Source organism: Porphyromonas sp. HMSC065F10 (assembly GCF_001808555.1).
Classification (GTDB): Bacteria; Bacteroidota; Bacteroidia; order Bacteroidales; family Porphyromonadaceae; genus Porphyromonas_A.
In genome coordinates, this window is record NZ_KV793730.1 from 10,386 (window position 1) to 28,246 (window position 17,861).

The window sequence follows — 17,861 nt, forward strand, 5'->3', positions numbered from 1 at the left end:
TCGGCGAAAGACCATTTTGCAAAGGTCTTAATAGAGTAACGGCTCAGGGGGAGGGACTCAGGTCGGGTGGAGAGGAGGTCCAGAGCCGGCGCTTGACGACAGCAGGATTGCCGGCGGCGAGACAGTCGGCGGGGATGTCCCGCGTGACGACGCTCCCGGCAGCGATGACCGAGCGGTCACCGATCGTCACCCCGGGGCAGACGATCACCCCTCCGCAGAGCCAGCAGTCCTCGCCGATGGTGATCGGGTGGGCGGTCTCCACGGGACGACGTCGCTCCTCAGCATCCATCGGGTGGGTGGGGGTATAGAGCTGACACTTGGGACCGATGCGGGTGTGGGCGCCGATGGTGATCAGACCGCCGTCCAGCAGGACGCAATCGGCATTGATGAAGACCTCCTCCCCGAGCCGGATCCCATGCCCATGGTCGCAGAAGAAGGGCGGGATGATCGTGGCACTCTGCGGTATGCCGGGGATCAGCTCCTCCAGCACAGCCCGGTAGTCGGGGTGCCCGGGGTAGAGGGATCGGAGACGACAGCAGAGGCGGGAGGCGTGGCGAAAGCTCTCCGCCAGCTCGGGCGAGGAGTAGTCGTAGAGCCGCTCGCCCCGCATATCATCGAGTGGGCTCATCAGAGCAGGTAGAGACTGTGGATCGCCTCCTTCGGCTCCGCAGCACCAAAGACATAGCTCCCCGCCACCAGCACATCGGCACCGGCAGCGACCAATTGCGCCCCGGTCTCGGCATTGACGCCGCCATCCACCTGGATGAGGAGGTCAGGGGCAAGGGCGCGAAGACGACGGACCTTATCTAATGCCCGGGGGATAAACTTTTGCCCCCCAAAGCCGGGATTGACACTCATGATCAGCACCATATCGACAGCGTGGAGGATGTCCACGAGCGTCTCTACCGGTGTGGCGGGATTGAGCGCCACGCCGGCCTTGCAGCCGAGGTCGTGGATCTGTGCCACCTGCCGATCGAGGTGGGTGCACGCCTCCTGGTGGACCGTGATCATATCTGCCCCGGCATCGGCAAAGGCTCCCACATAGAGCTCCGGGTGCTCGATCATCAGGTGACAGTCGACCACCTTCTTCGTCGCGGGGCGGACTGCCTTCACGACCGGGATGCCGTAGGAGATGTTGGGGACGAAGTGACCATCCATGATGTCACAGTGGACCCACTCCGCCTCACTCTCCTCGACCATATGGATCGCCTCACCGAGGCGAAGGAAGTCTGCTGAGAGGATGGAGGGGGCGACGATGGTATGTTTCATGACTTACTTATGGGGTATAAAGGGTTTTTGGTTGGGTATGGGAGTGCCGCGACGCTCCTCGGAGTACTCGGGATAGATCTGCCGGACCTTGAGGAGACCCAGCCGCTCCTGCATCTCGCGCATCATCGTGTCGCGCTCCGCCTTGTCTCGCACGCGGATGTGGATCGACCCCACGGCACTGCCGTGAATGCTGTCGACACTGAGCCCGATGACGGGGATGTGCATCTCCCGCACGATCTGATAGACATCGTTGAGGAACGTGGGGGAGTCGTTGCCGGAAAACTCAAGCGTGATGCCGAAGTTGGAGTGAATGTGGGGCCCCCACCGGACGGCGACGATGTCATCGCCATAGGTGGCCTTGAGTCGCATAGCCTTGGGGCAGGAGGTGAGGTGGACGACCGGCTGCCTCAGCTCATTGATGATCCCGTGCACCTCCTCCCCGTAGACGGGACGGCAACAGGTGGCGCGGATGTAGTTTCGGATACCGTCATTGGTCCGCAGGGTGTAGATCTCCTTCATCCGTGCGGGGTCTAACGTCGGCACCTTTGTCTCATCGGAGTCCTCTCGCTGCTGCACCGTAGGCTCCTGTGTCCTCGTCCGAGCCTCCTTGCGTGCCTTGATCAGGTGCTTGATCAGCGCATGGTCCATACGCACCTCGTACCTATTGACGGCGAGGAAAAACTGGTCCCGCGAGGGGTAGGAGAGTACCGGTGCCATCTCGTCCTCCGGCAGCACATGCTCCGGGTCGTACCCGAGACCCTCCGCAAAGCGAGTAAAGGCCTTGCGCCCCGCCTCTATCTGATCCAGCTCCTGCCGGTGGAGGAAGTCGGTGATGTACCGCTTCGTCGTCGGGCTGGTGGCGTACTGGAGCCAGGTCTCCTTGGGCTCCGTATTCTCTGTCGTGATGATCTCGACCTGGTCCCCATTCTGCAGCTTGCCGGAGATGTCGACCATCTCGTGATTTACCTTCGCCCCGATGCAGTGCTGCCCCAGCTCGGGATCAAGCAGGTAGGCAAAGTCGAGCACCGTGAAGTCCTGCGGACAGCGGATCCGCTCACCCTTGCGGGTGAAGATGAGCATATCCTGATTAGCAAACTTGTACATCATCGTCTCGTAGTCGTCTGATGCACTGGGGCCGGGGTTGTTGAGCAGGGTGTGGACGTTGCTCAGTATCTGCTCCTCGATCGGGTCCATCACCTCGGCGCTGTGGGTCTTGTACCTCCAGTGAGCCGCCAAGCCTCGCTCCGCCATCTCGTGCATCTGGCGGGAGCGGATCTGCACCTCCACCCACTCTCCGGTGGGGCCCATCACGGTGATGTGCAGCGCTCGGTAGCCATTGGGCTTCGGGTGGGTGAGCCAGTCGCGCGTCCGGTCATCCTTGAGGGCGAAGTGGGAGGTGAGGGCGTGGTAGATCTTGAAGCAGTCGGCGTACTCCGACCGGTCGTTCTCCGGGTCAAAGACGATGCGGATGGCAAAGACATCGTAGATCTCCTCTAAGGGCAGACCCTTAGCCTGCATCTTATTCCATATCGAGTATGTGCTCTTGATCCGGTGCTGGATCTCGTAGGTGAGACCGGTGGCGTCGAGATCCGGCTTGATGATCTCGTAAAACTTATCGAAGAGTCCCTCCCGCTTGGTGTACGACAGGGAGATCTTCTCATGCACCTCTCGGTACTCCTCCGGGTGGATGTACCTCAGTGCGAGGTCCTGCAGCTCCTCCATGATCGCATACATACCCAGTCGCTCCGCCAATGGGGCGTAGAAGAGGCGCGTCTCGGCAGCGATCTTGGACTGCTTCGTCTCCGGCATACTGTCGAGGGTACGCATGTTGTGCAGCCGGTCGGCGATCTTGACGAGGAGGATGCGGATGTCCTGGGTCGAGGTGACCAGCAGGCGACGGATGTTCTCCAGCTGACCGGAGGTGTTATTGGTCTCCGTCATCACCTCCACAAGGATCTCGCCCGAGAGCTTCGTCAGTCCGTCGACGATGCGTGCGATCGAGTCCCCAAACATATCGCGGATGTCCTCCACCGTGTACTCCGTGTCCTCCACCACGTCGTGCAGCAGTGCCGCCGTGATCGAGGTGCTACCAAGGCCCATCTCCGAGCAGGCTATGGAGGCGACGGCGATGGGGTGGAGGATGTAGGGCTCCCCGCTTCGCCGCTTCACGCCCTTGTGGGCAGCACTGGCGAGGCGGAAGGCCTTGATGATCGGCTCCGTGTGCTTACGGTGATTGGAGCTGAGGTAGTCGCTCAGCAGCTTGTCGAAGGCGGCCTGCGCCACCATCTCGTAGTCTATAGGATTACTCTCTTGGGTACTCATAGATAAAGGGTGGGAGGAGCATCCTCCTGCGGTCTCCACAAACTTACGAATTATTAAGACCCTTGCAAAGTGGACCCCGCTCCCTCAGCACAATATTGACCCAGTAGCCGGCTCCTCAGACGAGACGGGCAGGGGTGACGCATTTGAGCATTAGGTTAATCATATACCAAAGGGGGCTTATCCCTGAGGCACCCGCAAGGGGTGCTTCGCTCCCCACTCTTAACAATGAGTTGAATGGCTTCTGCACCGATTAAATGCGTCACCTCCGACGAGACAGATCGGAGGAGTGGGGGATATGGCGCAAAAGCGTATCTTTGCGACCGCTTAGGAGGGTCGGTGAGCGGCAGCGGCTGCGATTTTTTACCACTTCACTGCCAATGGATTTGGAGAGGTAATCTTTTTTTGACTACCTTTATGAAGTAAATAAAAATCACCGACCTTGCTCTATGAGATGGAACAGTCCGACGACTTACTGCATAAGACACTGAAGCACTTCTTCGGCTTTGATACCTTCAAGGGGGATCAGGCCGAGATCATAGCGAGTATTCTGGAGGGGCATGACACCTTTGTGCTTATGCCGACCGGCGGGGGTAAGTCCCTCTGCTACCAGTTGCCAGCCCTGATCAGCAAGGGTACCTCGATCATCATTTCGCCCCTGATCGCACTGATGAAGAATCAGGTGGATGCGATACGCGGCTGCGCTGAGGATCCGTCAGTGGCTCATGTGATGAACTCGTCCCTCACCAAGGCAGAGCTCGAGGCGGTGCGTGCCGACCTCGTGAGTGGCAAGACGAAGATGCTCTTCGTCGCCCCGGAGAGCCTGACGAAGGAGGAGAATGTGGAGTTTCTTAAGTCGATACCGGTCTCCTTCTACGCCGTGGACGAGGCGCACTGCATCAGCGAGTGGGGGCACGACTTCCGACCCGAGTATCGCCGCATCCGCGAGATCGTGGATCAGATCGAGCACCGACCGATCATCGCTCTCACAGCGACCGCCACGCCGATGGTGCAGCAGGATATCCTGAAGGCTCTCCGGATGAGAGACGCAAGGGTCTTCCGCAGCTCCTTCAATCGCGCCAACCTCTACTACGAGATCCGACGGAAGGATAGCGAGATCGAGCCGGATATCATCCGCTTCATCAAGGAGCACCACCACAAGAGCGGGATCATCTACTGCATGAGCCGCAAGAAGGTGGAGAACCTCGCCGAGGTGCTTAGGGCCAACGACATCAAGGCGCTCCCCTACCACGCCGGCATAGAGAGCAAGGTGCGGGACGAGACGCAGGATGCCTTCCTCAACGAGAGCATAGACGTCATCGTGGCGACGATAGCCTTCGGGATGGGGATCGACAAGCCGGACGTCCGCTTCGTGATCCACTACGACATCCCGAAGAGCCTGGAGAGCTACTACCAGGAGACCGGTCGTGCCGGGCGAGATGGCGGCGAGGGACTCTGCATCGCCTACTACAGCGATGCCGACATCGACAAGATGACGAAGCTCCTCCATAGCAAGAATAAGACGAATAACGAGAGGGTCGTGGGCTCCCTCCTTCTCGAAGAGATGAAGTCCTATGCAGAGAGCCCAATATGCCGACGGAAGTTTCTCCTCAATTACTTCGGAGAGACCTACGAGCAAGATAACTGTCACAACTGCGATAATTGTAAAGCGCACCATAGAAGAGTGGAAGCAAAAGAGACACTGACAAGCATACTCGAGGCAGTGAGTGTGCTCAAGGAGGAGTTTAAGACCGACTACATCATTCACTTTCTCCTCGGTAAGAAGACGGTCGACATCGAGAATTACAAGCACGATGATCTTGAGGAATTTGGTTCCCTCAAGGGGGAGGACGAGGAGCTGCTGGATGCCGTGATCCGTCAGGCGATCATCGAGGGGTACCTCGACAAGAGCATCGAGCGGCAGGGGATCCTGAGCCTCACCGCGAAGGGGCGGTCCTTTATGAAGAAGCCCAAGTCCTTCCTCGTCAGCCTCCCCTCCGATGAGGAGGATGAGGACGAGGAGGCCGAGCGCGCCTCCAAGGGCGCCGGCACAGGAGGCGGTGGGGCAGCGGACCCGGAGCTCTACTCCATACTCAAGGATGCGGTGAAAAAGATGGCGAAGGAGCTCAAGGTGCCCGCTTACGTCATCTTCCAGGACTCCAGCCTGCAGGATATGGCGAGTGTCTACCCGGTGTCAATGGAGGAGCTGCAGAATATCACCGGGGTAGGGAAGAGTAAGGCGGAGAAGTATGGTGCCCCCTTCATCGCCCTGATCAAGGAGTATGTGGAGGAGAATGACATCGAGCGGCCGGAGGACATCCGCATACGGACGGTCCCCAATAAGTCCAAGCTTAAGGTCTCCATCGTCCAGCACATCGACCGAAAGGTCTCGCTCGAGGACATTGCCAACTCCAATAACATGGATTTCAGCGACCTCCTGTCGGAGATCGAGTCGATTGTCTACTCCGGCACCAAGATCAATATCAATTACTTCATTGATGACGTCATGGACGCCGATGATGTGGATGAGATCTTCAATTACTTCCGCCACTCCCCCACAGACGACCTGGATACAGCTATGTCTGCTCTGGAGGTGTACGAGGAGGATGAGGTGCGCCTTGTCCGGATAAAATTCATCTCTGAGCTGGCTAATTAATAGGTCATGACACGATCTAAGTCCCTCCCTCTCCTCTTGCTGCTGGGCAGTCTCGTCTCCTCAGCGTTACTCCTCTCCGGATGCCATAAGGGAGGCAAAGGTGGGGATATCAATCAGCAGATCAGCTGGCAGACGATCCACGTGGCAAGGGAGTACACCGACACCCTTACACCGGTGATGCGGCTGGATACCTCCCTCGCTGTCCCTGCCTTCACCGTCTCGCTGGATCTCCTCGAGCCGACCGCCGAGGGGGATGCAAGAGTGATCGCGGACTCACTCAGGAGCTATCTCATCGCCTGCCACGCCCTGGAGGGACCCGACTACGAGGCCCATATGAGTATGCAGAGCTACCTCGACAGTGTAGTGGCTCAGGGGCTGGAGAGCTATATCTCCGACCTGACACGCGCCAAGACTCTGATGAGGGACGATGCGGAGTCTCCCACGGCGCTCCTCTCCTTTTTTGTCGAGGAGATGGTCAAGTCCGACTCCCTGACCTATAATCAGGCGGACCTTGTCTCCGTCAAGATCAGCCAGTACGACTTCAGTGGCGGAGCCAATGGCGCCACCTCGATCCGGTCTGCCAATTACGATCTCAGACACAATACCCCGGTCACCATCCATCAGCTCTTTGCAGACGGCAGCGAGGATAAGGTCGATGAGCTGCTCCTCTCGGCGCTGATGAAGTCCTTTGGCGTGGAGAGCCCCGACGCACTGGCCGACAAAGGAGTCTACTTCTATGAGGAGGCAAGGATGGGCGAGTACTTCTATCTCACCTCCGAGGGCGTCACCTTCTACTTCAATCCCTACGACATCGCTGCCCACTTCGTCGGACCGATAGAGCTGACTCTGCCCTATGCCGATATTGCCGGCTGCCTCAAGGATGAGTACAAGCAGCGACTGATGACCGAATGAGTGCCGACCTGACCACCATAGAGCGGTACTTCCCCGCCCTCACCACCGAGCAGCTGGACCGACTGAGCCGGCTGCCTGATCTATATAAGGAGTGGAATGCGAAAATCAACGTCGTCTCCCGCCGGGACATCGACCAGATCCTCGAGCACCACATCCTCCACTCAATGGTGATCGGGCGATACACCTCCTTCCGCCCCGGGACGCGGATCATCGACGTCGGTACCGGTGGTGGGCTGCCGGGGATACCACTGGCAATCCTCTTCCCCGAGTGTCACTTCACCCTGATAGACGGGACGGGGAAGAAAATCCGTGTCACACAGGCCATCGCTGATGCGATCGGTCTGACGAATGTGGAGGCTGTCCATACCCGCTCCGAGGAGTGGCAGGGGCGCTACCACTTCATCGTCAGCCGGGCGGCTATGGACCTCTCTGATCTCGTCCGTACATCGGGTCACCTGGTCGACCGAAGGGAGCAGCTCAATGCCCTCCCCAATGGGATCATCACTCTCAAGGGCGGCGACCTCAGTGAGGAGCTCCGTCCCTTCCGCAAGTCGGTCGAGGTGACGGAGATCAGGAGTCTCTACCCCGAGCTCGAGTACTACGACACTAAGAAAATCATTTACCTACCCCTACACTGATGCTACACTTCCAGACATTTACCGTCAATCAGATCTTCGAGCACCCCTACCTCGTATGGGACGACACGCTTGAGACGGTCATCATCGACCCGGGCTTCGGCTCGGTCCGTGCGACGGATCAGCTGGCCGCTTTCATCGAGAAGAAAGGTTTGCGCCCCGTCCGCTGCATCCTGACGCACGCCCACTTTGACCACATCATGGGCGCCTCCTTCGTCCGGGACAAGTGGGGGCTGGATATCGAGGCATCGTCGGATGAGATCGGCAGCCTGCCGAGTCTGATGGAGCAATTTGCCGCCATGTCCCTGAAGGTCCCCGAGGGAGTATGCGAGGTGGAGCTTGTCCCCTTCCGAGACGAGGAGCAGGGACAGGTCCACTATGGGGAGCGGACGCTGCAGATCCTGAAGACCCCCGGTCATACGGCCGGTGGCGTCTCCTTCTTCGATCAAGAGGCGGGGGCGCTCTTCACCGGGGACACGCTCTTCGCCGGGGGCTGCGGCAGGACCGATCTCTGGGGCGGTGACGAGGCGCAGCTGATGCACTCGATCCGACAGGTGCTCTTTGCTCTGCCCGACGAGACGGAGGTCTACCCGGGGCACGGCCCCTTTACCACCATCGGGGAGGAGAAGAAGAATTACAAGTAAAAACCAAACATACAACCATCTATGAAAGTAAGAGCAAAGTATCTGCTGTGCCTGCTCGCACTCCTGCTCCTCGTCCCCTCCGCCCGTGCGGACAAGGGGATGTGGATCCTCAATGAGCTGAAGAAGGAGAATATCGAGCGGATGAAAGAGCTCGGGCTGAAGATCGACCCGACCAAGTTCTTCTCCAACACCGACCCCGGCATCGCCAATGCGGTGGTGATCTTCGGTGGCGGCTGCACCGGCATCACCGCCTCAGACCAGGGGCTCATCTTCACCAATTACCACTGCGGCTTCGGCTCCATCCAGAGCGTCAGCGCCGTGGAGCACGACTACATCACCAATGGCTTCGTCGCCCACCGCACCTCTGAGGAGCTCCCGATCGAGGGATTGCAGGTGCGCTACCTGAGGGAGACGGTCGATGTCACCGCCCGCGTCATGAAGGTGGCGGCTCAGGAGCCGGATCCGATGAAGAAGTATGGTGCGATCCGCGCCTGCTGCGAGCTGATCGCCAGGGAGTACGGTGGGGACAAGCACACCGAGGCGGAGGTGATCCCCTTCTATGAGAACAATCGCTACTACCTCATCGTCTACGACGTCTTCACCGACGTGCGTCTCGCCTTTGCACCCCCCGCATCGATCGGGAAATTTGGCCGTGACACCGACAACTGGATGTGGCCTCGTCACACCATCGACTACTCCGTCTTCCGTGTCTACGCCGGCAAGGACAATAAGCCCGCCGACTACGCTGCCGACAACGTCCCTTACAAGCCCGCCTACTTCGCCAAGATCTCCCTCAAGGGGGTAAAGGAGGGCGACTACTCCATGACCATCGGCTTCCCCGGCTCCACCGACCGCTACCTCTCCTCCTGGGGCGTCGTCGACCGGATCGAGAATAGCAATAAGCCGCGCATCCTCGTCCGTGGCATCAAGCAGGATATCTGGAGTGAGTATATGGCAAAGGACAATGCCATCAATATCCAGTACATCAGCAAGTATCTCGGCTCCTCCAATTACTGGAAAAACTCGATCGGTATGAATGCCGGGCTCAAGAAGCTCGACGTCGAGAGCGACAAGCGCGCCATAGAGGAGGAGTTTGCCCGCTGGGTTGCCGCCGACCCGAGTCGCGAGGCAGAGTACGGAAGTGTACTCTCCCGACTGCAGCGCAACCTCGAGAAAATCGGTCCCATGGAGCACGACCTGACGATCCTCACCGAGGCGCTCTCAGGTACTGAGCTCCGCGCCCTCGCCACCCTGCCCGACAAGAATCCCGGCGCCTTTGACGGCACCAAGCTCTACAAGGACTACAACCCCATCGTCGCTAAGGCGACTACGCCGGCGATGCTGAGGGTGATCCGGGAGAATGTCGCCCCGGAGCACCTCCCCTCCATCTTCGCCAAGATCGACGAGAAGTTTGGCGGTGATGTGGCGAAGTACACGGACTATCTCTTCGCCAACTCTGTCGTGGTGGAGAAGGGACGGATGATGGATGCCCTCCGCAACTACGAGGCGCTGAAGGCTGCCTTCCCCACCGATCCCGCCGTGGAGCTGGTCGCCAGCATCATGGAGCAGGTCAATGAGATCGCCTCCGAGATGCAGCCGTACACCTACGACTACTACGCCGCTCGCAGAGTCTTTATGAAGGGACTGATGGAGATGTGGCCCGACCGTGCCCTGCCGAGTGACGCCAATTTCACCATGCGCCTCAGCTACGGCTCCGTCGGCGGCTACCGCCCCTACGATGCCGGCTGGTACGACTACTACACCACGTCGGTCGGTATGCTGGAGAAGAATGCAACCGGCAAGGAGGACTACTTCGTCCAGCCCGAGATCGTAAGTATGCTCAAGGACAGCAGCACCTATGGTCGCTGGGCGGCTGAGGACGGCGCGCTCCACACCGACTTCATCTCCAATAACGACATCACCGGTGGCAACTCTGGCAGCCCCGTCTTTGACGGCGAGGGACACCTGATCGGTCTCGCCTTTGACGGCAATTGGGAGGCGATGAGCGGTGACATTGAGTTTGAGCCCAACCTCCAGCGCTGCATCTGTGTCGACATCCGTGCCATGCTCTACTATATGGACAAGTGGGGCAAGGCGGACAGCCTGATCAGCGAGCTCACTTTTGTGAAGTAAGCTTTCCATACCCCTTTTACGACGATTGCCCCGGAGCGTCTCTCCAGACTGCTCCGGGGCAATCGCCTTTTCCTGAGTATGGAGGGAGGCATAGCTCTCTCCTTGGGCATCACAGCGGCTGCGTTTCCCTTGAGTGACGGAAAAATGCCCCTTCAGTCTGAGCTTTCTCTAATACCGGTATTAGTGAAGCCTAATACCGATATTAGGCGCGACTAGTATCGGTAAAAGAAAATGTCCTGTGGGGGAAACTTTTCCTACGGTCTTATTTAGTACTTTTGTAGTAATGATAGACGAAATGAACCTTACTCCTAAGGATAATAAGGAGGAGCTACGCGCCCTGCTCGTTGGGGTCACCACACCGGAGCAGACAGAGCGCCAGACGCGAGACTACTTAGATGAGCTCGCCTTCCTCGCTATGACGGATGGCATCACCGCCGCTACGACGATGACGCAAAATCTCGATGCCCCCAAGGCCGGCTCCTACCTCGGGAGCGGTAAGCTCGAGGAGTGCGCTGAGCTGATCGAGCGGGAGAAGCTCGACCTCGTCATCGTGGACGATGAGCTGACCGCCGTGCAGATCAATTCGATCGAGAAGGCGTGCAAGGTGCCGGTCCGCGACCGCACCAGTCTGATCCTCGACATCTTTGCCGACCATGCCCGCACCGCCTACGCCAAGACGCAGGTGGAGCTGGCGCAGTACAATTATATGCTGCCCCGCCTGACCCGTATGTGGACCCACCTTGACCGCCAGCGGGGTGGCGGGACCAATATGCGCGGACCGGGTGAGACGCAGCTGGAGACCGACCGCCAGCTGATCAAGCGGCGCATCTCCAAGCTGCGGGACGACCTTACGAAGATCGATAAGCAGAAGCAGACGCAGCGGAAAAACCGCGGTGCCCTCGTGCGTGTCGCCCTCGTCGGCTACACCAACGTCGGCAAGTCGACGATCATGAACTCTCTCTCCAATAGCGAGGTCTTTGCCGACAACCGCCTCTTCGCCACCCTCGACACGACGGTGCGCAAGGTGGTGATCAAGAATCTTCCTTTCCTCCTCTCCGACACCGTCGGCTTCATCCGCAAGCTCCCGACAGAGCTGATCGAGTCCTTCAAGTCCACCCTCGACGAGGTGCGCGAGGCGGACCTCTTGCTCCATGTGGTGGATATCTCGCACCCTGCCTTTGAGGACCAGATCGCAGTGGTCTCCAAGACGCTCGAGGAGCTGCTGGAGGGGGAGAAGAAACCGGTCATCCTGGTCTTCAATAAGATCGATGACTACTCCTACGTGGAGAAGGACCCGGACGATCTCACCCCGGCGACGAAGGAAAACCTCTCCCTCGAGGATCTGGAGAAGACCTACATGGCGCATATGGGCGAGAGCGACGTCGCCTTTGTCTCCGCCAAGACCGGTCAGGGCATGAGTGAGCTGAAGGAGCTCCTCTACGACCGCGCTAAGGAGATCCACGTCACCCGCTATCCCTACAACGACTTCCTCTACTGATCCCGGGATGAACCACCTCCTCCCCATCGTCATCGGCTTTCTCCTCGACCTCTGCCTCGGTGACCCGAGCCGGATGCCCCATCCGGTCATCGGTATGGGACGGCTGATCAGTCGGCTGGAGCGGTGGCTGAGGCGTGACGGGCAGACGCCGGGGGAGGCTTACCGTGCCGGGCTGCTGCTCTGGCTCATCGTTGTGTCGGTGAGCGGGAGCCTCTGCGCCCTCGTGATTTTCCTCGCCACAGCCATACATCCCATAGCAGGGCTGGTAGTGGAGAGCATCCTCTGCTGGCAGGTGCTGGCGACCCGCTCCCTCGTCACGGAGACGAAGAAGGTGGAGCAGCCTCTACTCAGCGGGGATCTCCCTGCAGCGCGCCGGGCGGTCTCGATGATCGTCGGGCGGGATACAGAGAGTCTCTCCGCCGAGGGGGTCACTAAGGCTGCGGTGGAGACGGTGGCGGAGAATACCTCCGACGGCATCGTGGCACCGCTCCTCTTCCTCATCCTCGGCGGGGCACCTCTCGGCATCGCCTACAAGGCGGTGAATACGATGGACTCCATGATCGGCTACATCGATGAGCCGTACACCTACTTCGGACGCTTTGCCGCCCGGGCCGATGACTTTTTCAATTACCTCCCCGCACGACTCTCTGCGCTCATAATGCTGATTGCCGGTCTGCTCCTCGGGCTGGACGGGCGTCAGGGCTGGCGGGTGTTCCGTCGCGACAGGTACAAGCACGCCAGCCCCAATTCTGCTCAGACGGAGTCGGTGATGGCTGGACTGCTGAGGGTGCAGCTGGCAGGCGATGCCACCTATGGCGGACACATTCACCACAAGCCCTTCATCGGTGATCCGCTTCGCCCGATCGAGCCGCGGGACATCGACCGCAGCTGTCGTGTGGCGGTGGCTACGGCGCTGCTCACAATGTTGCTCTTTGGCTCCCTCACACTCCTCGTCCTCTGATGCTTTACCAGGAAGACTATCCCCACGGCGGAGATCGCTACCGACGACCGATCCGGCTGGATTTTTCGGTCAATACCAATCCCTTTGGTCCTCTCCCCGAGGTGGTCGGGGCGGCTCTCGGCAGCCGGGGTGAGCTGGACCACTATCCGGATCCCTACTGCCGTGAGCTGGTGCAGGCGATTGCCCGTAAGGAGCAACTGCCTGAGGAGTACATCCTCTGTGGCAATGGCGCTGCTGACCTGATCGACCTCTACGTCCGCGCCCTGCGACCGAGGATGGCGCTGGAGGCGGCACCTACCTTCTCCGAGTACCGTCGCAGCCTCACCGCTGCAGGGTGCGAGGTGCGGGAGGTGGTGCTGACGCGAGAGAGCGGCTTCGTGTGGGAGGAGTCGGTCCTCAGTCGCCTGGACGAGGAGCAGCCGGACCTCCTGGTCCTCTGCAACCCCAATAACCCTACCGGACGGCTCATCAGCCCCTCCCTCCTTGACCGGATCCTCTCGCTCTGCGATGAGCGGGGGATAGCGGTCCTGATCGACGAGTGCTTCATCGACCTTGCTGACCGGCGGGAGAGCCGGACGACCGACCTGGCGCGCTACCCGGGACTGATGATCCTCAACGCCTTTACCAAGAGCCACAGCCTCGCCGGGCTTCGTCTCGGCTACTGCATGACTGCCGACAGCCGCTTGCTCGCACGTATGAGCCGTCTCTCGCAGCCGTGGAATGTCTCCGTACCGGCTCAGCGTGCCGGGGTGGTGGCTGCGGGGCGGAGCGACTTCCTCATCAAGTCTCGGGCGATGATCTACGTGGAGCGGGCGGCACTCTGTGCGGGTCTTGAGGAGATGGGGCTGGAGGTGCTCCCGTCGGAGGTCAATTTTCTCCTCCTTCGAGGGCCGATAGGTCTGGACAGGGAGCTGGAGCGGAGGGGGATACTGATACGCAACTGCGCCAATTACCACGGGCTCTCCGACGGCTGGTACCGCATCGCTGTCCGGAGGGAGGAGGAGAATAGTGCTTTACTCAATACCATATACACCATACTGAAGTGCCATGGCTAAGAACCTTATGATCCAGGGGACTATGTCCAATGCCGGGAAGAGCCTCGTGGCTGCCGGCATCTGTCGTATCCTCCACCAGGACGGCTACAGGGTCGCCCCCTTTAAGAGCCAAAATATGGCGCTCAACTCCTGCATCACTGGTGACGGCGGGGAGATGAGCCGTGCGCAAGTGGTCCAAGCGGAGGCGTGCGGCATTCGTCCCGATACGCGGATGAATCCGATCCTGCTGAAGCCCAACTCCGACCACAGCAGTAAGGTGGTCGTCAATGGGCGTCAGGTCGCAGTGCTGCCCGCCGGTGAGTATATGAAAGAGCGCTCTCGGCTCATCCCCGAGGTGCTCTGGGCGTACAACAGCCTTGCCGCGGAGGCTGACATTATGGTGATTGAGGGTGCCGGCAGCCCGGTGGAGCTCAATCTCAATCGCCGGGACATCGTCAATATGGGGCTTGCCGAGCTGGTGGACGCACCGGTGCTGCTCGTCGGCGACATCGACCGAGGCGGGATCTTTGCCCAGCTCTACGGCACCGCTGCACTCTTTCGCCCCGAGGAGAAGAAGCGGCTGAAGGGGCTCTTGATCAATAAGTTTAGGGGAGACCTTGACCTCCTCCGTCCGGGGCTCGCAACCCTCGAGGAGCTCTGCGGCGTGCCGGTGGTGGGCGTGATCCCTCACATCGATGTGGATGTGGAGGATGAGGACAGTCTCTCCGACAAGCTCACCGCCCACAAGCCCCGCAAGCCGATCGACATCGTCGTGATGCACTTGCCGCATATCGCCTGCTTCTCCGACTACTCTCCGCTGGCGCTCTACGACAATGTCTCCGTGCGGTACATCAAGGATCCGGAGGACTTTGGCGAGCCGGCGCTGGCGATCATCCCGGGCAGCACCTGCACGACGAAAGATCTCGAGTGGCTCCGTGCCTCCGGTCTCGCCGACCGACTGCAGCAGTACATCGCCTCCGGAGGGCTGACGATCGGGATATGCGCCGGCTACCAGATGCTCGGCGAGGAGATCCTCGACCCGGACCACTTAGAGACAGAGACGATCGAGTGCATCAAGGGGCTGGGACAGCTGCCCGTCCGGACGCTCTTTAGTGGGGAGAAGGAGCAGCACCGCTCCACCGGGCGACTGGGGGAGATAGAGGGCGAACTCTCCTGCCTCAGCGGTCGAGCCTACGATGGCTACGAGATACACACCGGCCGCTGCACCGACCGGGAGACAGCACCGGTACTTAGGGGCGAAGGGAATGTCTACGGGACCTATGTCCACAGCTTCTTTGACCATCCCGAGATCTCGCAGGCGCTCGTTGCCCGGCTCTCTGAGCGGCTCGGCATACCGACTGACCTCCGTCGCTTTGATCTCAAGGCGTACAAGGAGCAGCAGTACGACCTCCTTGCCGATGGCGTCCGACAAGCGCTTGATATGGACCTCCTCTATCGGATCATCGACCGGAAGGTATGAGCCACATCCTGCTGATCATCGACGGGATGACCGACCCAGACTTCCGGCTCACTGACTATCCCGCCATGGACTCGATGCAGCAACTCGCTCCCGTCGATTACTCCGAGGGCGGGCGTCCCGAGACCCTCACCTGCACCCTTCGGATCCTCGGTCTCCGGCAGGTCCCGCCCCACATTCGCCCCATTGTAGAGGCTTATGGCGCCGGGCTGAGGGTAGACCCCGATGATCTCTGGCTCCGAGCCAGCTGGTACCACATCGACGAGCAGGGGCAGCCGGATAGGCAGGAGAGTCCCGACGACTTCACATTTCCCAAGGTCACCAGAAGAGACATTGAGCCACATTACCTCGGGCAGGGGCACTGGCTCTTTCGCCTAAGAGAGGGGCACTCCCTCTGTGAGAGGCTGACGCTGCCCAGCCCCTTCGTCACCGGTGAGGGCGACCTGTTGCCCGAGGGGGACAGTGTCATCCGTGACTACTTCAGTCGCCTGACGACACCCCGGCATCGGCTCATCGTGTGGGACAAAGGGGTGAGTAGCCCACTGCCGCTGCTCCGAGAGCCCTCGATCATCATTTCAGCGGAAATGGTCTTGCTCGGACTGGGGAAGATGCTCGGCTGGGAGACCGTGACGCACCCCGCACTCACAGGAGATACCGACACCGATCTCGAGCTCCTCGGACGGCTCACGCTGGAGGCTGCCGACCGTACCGGTCGCGTGATCGTACATGTCAATGGAGCAGACCAGGCGGGACACCGCCGAGACGAGGTGGGTAAGAGGGCTTTTCTCCGTCGTGTAGACAGCGAGCTCCTTCCCCTGCTCCTCCGGTCACCGCACCGCCTGACGCTCACCTCCGACCATGGCTGTGACCCCGCCACCGGCTGCCACCTCCCCGGGCCCCAGCCGCTTCTCCGCTCCGAGTAGTAAATGTATCGGTCCCAAGTGCTGGTATAATGGAAAAATAATAGTACCTTTGCCCACACAAAAGGAGGAGAGCAACGGGATGTAGCTCAGTCCGGTTAGAGTGCGCGTCTGGGGGGCGTGAGGTCGCTGGTTCGAATCCAGTCATCCCGACAAAGGCGGAGAGCAGGCAGTTAGCCGGCTCTCCGCCTTTTACTTACCACTCCCTGTGCGGTTTGTCAGCCTCTGAACAAAGGCGTAAGGTGATGATGGTGGGGTGAAAAAGATGAATAACACAGATGCCTTCGTTCTCTATCACACTTTAGTATTGATTGATTACGTCTAAGCCATCATATGGAAAGTTCTTGCCATGCCAGAGGTCTAAGTAAAACAGGATTACTCTCTTCTCAATAGGAAAAGATTGATCTACAAGTGCGCCGGAACAGTCTCCAGATGCTAGGGCTTCTTTGTAAAAGTCTATCAGCCGGTAGAAGAAATTCTCATCGCAGGAGATACTATCAAGCAGACACTTTTCGCCATTCCACCAAAGGGCTCCATTAGAGCCATCTTCGTAAGGGCATTCCTTCTCCCCATTGTAGTACTTGCACTGCTCAATCAGTTCTTCCTTGGTCATGGTTCAGAGTATGGTGATCAGAAGTTGTTGACCGGCTCTTGCTGATGGTTGCAGATATAGATGGCGTTGTGAATAGCGAAGGCTTCCGAAAGTGGCATAGATACTTTAGCTCAAAAGGGTTGGCAACAATTAAATAACAAACTACTTCTTCCCCTCAAAAAACTCATGCCAAAAGGGGCATTCGCTGTCAAATATCGCCTTCTCTTCAGGTGTCAGAGCATTAGGGTAGTCACGAAACAGATGGTAGATCTTCTGCTTGTCGAATGAGAACATAAACTCACCTATAGTATCTATTTTGTCGATCCAGAAGACCCGCCCACCCGGTTTGTCTGTATAGAAGTCTGTGTACTCGTATCTGTCAACGTCCTTGATATAGAAACTCATAGCGCAACGTGCTGATTAGAATTAATGGCTTGTGACATCCTCCTCCTCTTCTCCCTCCGGCATATAGACTGTTGATGTGTTGTCTGCTGATCAACCCACTCACAAAGGTAGCAAAGATAGCTGAGGTCAGGAGTCCGGATACCCCCTCTCTCAGGGGTGACGCATTTGAGTGGTACGGAAGCTATTCATCTCATCGTGAGGAGTGTGAAACGAAGCACCCCTTGCGGGTGCCCGCTCCATAGCCACGTGGTCGAGGGGCGTAGCCCCGAAGACCCGTGGATCAGGCATCACATACGATCCCGACCCCGCCAGGGTGTCGCACTATCATGCCTCTCCGGGGTGTGCGACACCCTTGCGGGGGCGTAAGGGGGCTCTGCTCGGCGACCCACAAGGGGTCGAGGTGGTA

General features: G+C 59.2%; 16 protein-coding genes and 1 tRNA gene. 11 read left to right on the top strand and 6 right to left on the bottom strand.

The window, feature by feature from the left end; all coding sequences use genetic code 11:
* Positions 1–43: 43 nt before the first annotated feature.
* The 3 genes from HMPREF2890_RS00160 to HMPREF2890_RS00170 are packed head-to-tail and all read right to left on the bottom strand — an operon-like array spanning position 44 to position 3,591.
* Positions 44–628, bottom strand: coding sequence for a sugar O-acetyltransferase (locus HMPREF2890_RS00160; RefSeq protein WP_070463848.1), 585 nt, complete (start codon positions 626–628; stop codon positions 44–46).
* On the bottom strand, positions 628–1,269 hold the full coding sequence (gene rpe / locus HMPREF2890_RS00165) for a ribulose-phosphate 3-epimerase (RefSeq protein ID WP_070463849.1): 642 nt from the start codon (positions 1,267–1,269) through the stop codon (positions 628–630). The genes HMPREF2890_RS00160 and rpe overlap by 1 nt, the downstream gene beginning before the upstream one ends.
* A gap of 3 nt (positions 1,270–1,272) precedes the next feature.
* Positions 1,273–3,591 (bottom strand): RelA/SpoT family protein, encoded by a 2,319-nt coding sequence (locus HMPREF2890_RS00170; RefSeq protein WP_070463851.1) that lies wholly within the window; start codon positions 3,589–3,591, stop codon positions 1,273–1,275.
* A 451-nt stretch (positions 3,592–4,042) separates the two neighbouring features.
* Between HMPREF2890_RS00170 and recQ the strand changes: the two genes are divergently transcribed.
* The 11 genes from recQ (at position 4,043) to HMPREF2890_RS00225 (ending at position 16,611) form a co-directional block, all read left to right on the top strand.
* A complete protein-coding gene (recQ, locus tag HMPREF2890_RS00175; RefSeq protein ID WP_070463990.1) occupies positions 4,043–6,244 on the top strand; it encodes a DNA helicase RecQ in 2,202 nt (733 codons plus the stop codon).
* A 6-nt stretch (positions 6,245–6,250) separates the two neighbouring features.
* Positions 6,251–7,156, top strand: a complete 906-nt coding sequence (locus HMPREF2890_RS00180) for a DUF3298 and DUF4163 domain-containing protein (protein WP_070463853.1) — start codon at positions 6,251–6,253, stop codon at positions 7,154–7,156.
* Complete coding sequence (rsmG, locus tag HMPREF2890_RS00185) at positions 7,153–7,794, top strand: 16S rRNA (guanine(527)-N(7))-methyltransferase RsmG (protein WP_070463855.1); 642 nt, start codon at positions 7,153–7,155, stop codon at positions 7,792–7,794. Before HMPREF2890_RS00180 ends, rsmG begins: the two co-directional genes overlap by 4 nt.
* Entirely contained in the window at positions 7,794–8,435 is a 642-nt protein-coding gene (locus HMPREF2890_RS00190) for an MBL fold metallo-hydrolase (RefSeq protein WP_070463857.1), read from the top strand. Before rsmG ends, HMPREF2890_RS00190 begins: the two co-directional genes overlap by 1 nt.
* A gap of 21 nt (positions 8,436–8,456) precedes the next feature.
* Complete coding sequence (locus HMPREF2890_RS00195) at positions 8,457–10,568, top strand: S46 family peptidase (protein ID WP_070463859.1); 2,112 nt, start codon at positions 8,457–8,459, stop codon at positions 10,566–10,568.
* Positions 10,569–10,851: 283 nt separating this feature from the next.
* Entirely contained in the window at positions 10,852–12,066 is a 1,215-nt protein-coding gene (gene hflX, locus HMPREF2890_RS00200; protein WP_246825200.1) for a GTPase HflX, read from the top strand.
* 7 nt (positions 12,067–12,073) lie between these two features.
* Positions 12,074–13,027: an adenosylcobinamide-phosphate synthase CbiB gene (cbiB, locus tag HMPREF2890_RS00205; RefSeq protein WP_070463863.1), complete on the top strand. Its 954-nt coding sequence runs from the start codon at positions 12,074–12,076 to the stop codon at positions 13,025–13,027.
* On the top strand, positions 13,027–14,082 hold the full coding sequence (locus HMPREF2890_RS00210) for a pyridoxal phosphate-dependent aminotransferase (RefSeq protein WP_070463865.1): 1,056 nt from the start codon (positions 13,027–13,029) through the stop codon (positions 14,080–14,082). Before cbiB ends, HMPREF2890_RS00210 begins: the two co-directional genes overlap by 1 nt.
* Complete coding sequence (locus tag HMPREF2890_RS00215; protein WP_070463867.1) at positions 14,075–15,541, top strand: cobyric acid synthase; 1,467 nt, start codon at positions 14,075–14,077, stop codon at positions 15,539–15,541. The genes HMPREF2890_RS00210 and HMPREF2890_RS00215 overlap by 8 nt, the downstream gene beginning before the upstream one ends.
* Entirely contained in the window at positions 15,538–16,461 is a 924-nt protein-coding gene (locus HMPREF2890_RS00220) for an alkaline phosphatase family protein (RefSeq protein ID WP_070463869.1), read from the top strand. Before HMPREF2890_RS00215 ends, HMPREF2890_RS00220 begins: the two co-directional genes overlap by 4 nt.
* A gap of 75 nt (positions 16,462–16,536) precedes the next feature.
* Positions 16,537–16,611: transfer RNA gene (locus HMPREF2890_RS00225), tRNA-Pro, on the top strand.
* 148 nt (positions 16,612–16,759) lie between these two features.
* Here HMPREF2890_RS00225 and HMPREF2890_RS00230 read toward each other — a convergent pair.
* The 3 genes from HMPREF2890_RS00230 to HMPREF2890_RS09130 form a co-directional block, all read right to left on the bottom strand.
* Positions 16,760–17,071 (bottom strand): hypothetical protein, encoded by a 312-nt coding sequence (locus tag HMPREF2890_RS00230; protein ID WP_070463872.1) that lies wholly within the window; start codon positions 17,069–17,071, stop codon positions 16,760–16,762.
* 141 nt (positions 17,072–17,212) lie between these two features.
* On the bottom strand, positions 17,213–17,455 hold the full coding sequence (locus tag HMPREF2890_RS00235) for a DUF7675 family protein (RefSeq protein ID WP_246825202.1): 243 nt from the start codon (positions 17,453–17,455) through the stop codon (positions 17,213–17,215).
* A gap of 150 nt (positions 17,456–17,605) precedes the next feature.
* Positions 17,606–17,743, bottom strand: a complete 138-nt coding sequence (locus HMPREF2890_RS09130; protein ID WP_210394712.1) for a hypothetical protein — start codon at positions 17,741–17,743, stop codon at positions 17,606–17,608.
* Positions 17,744–17,861: the final 118 nt, after the last annotated feature.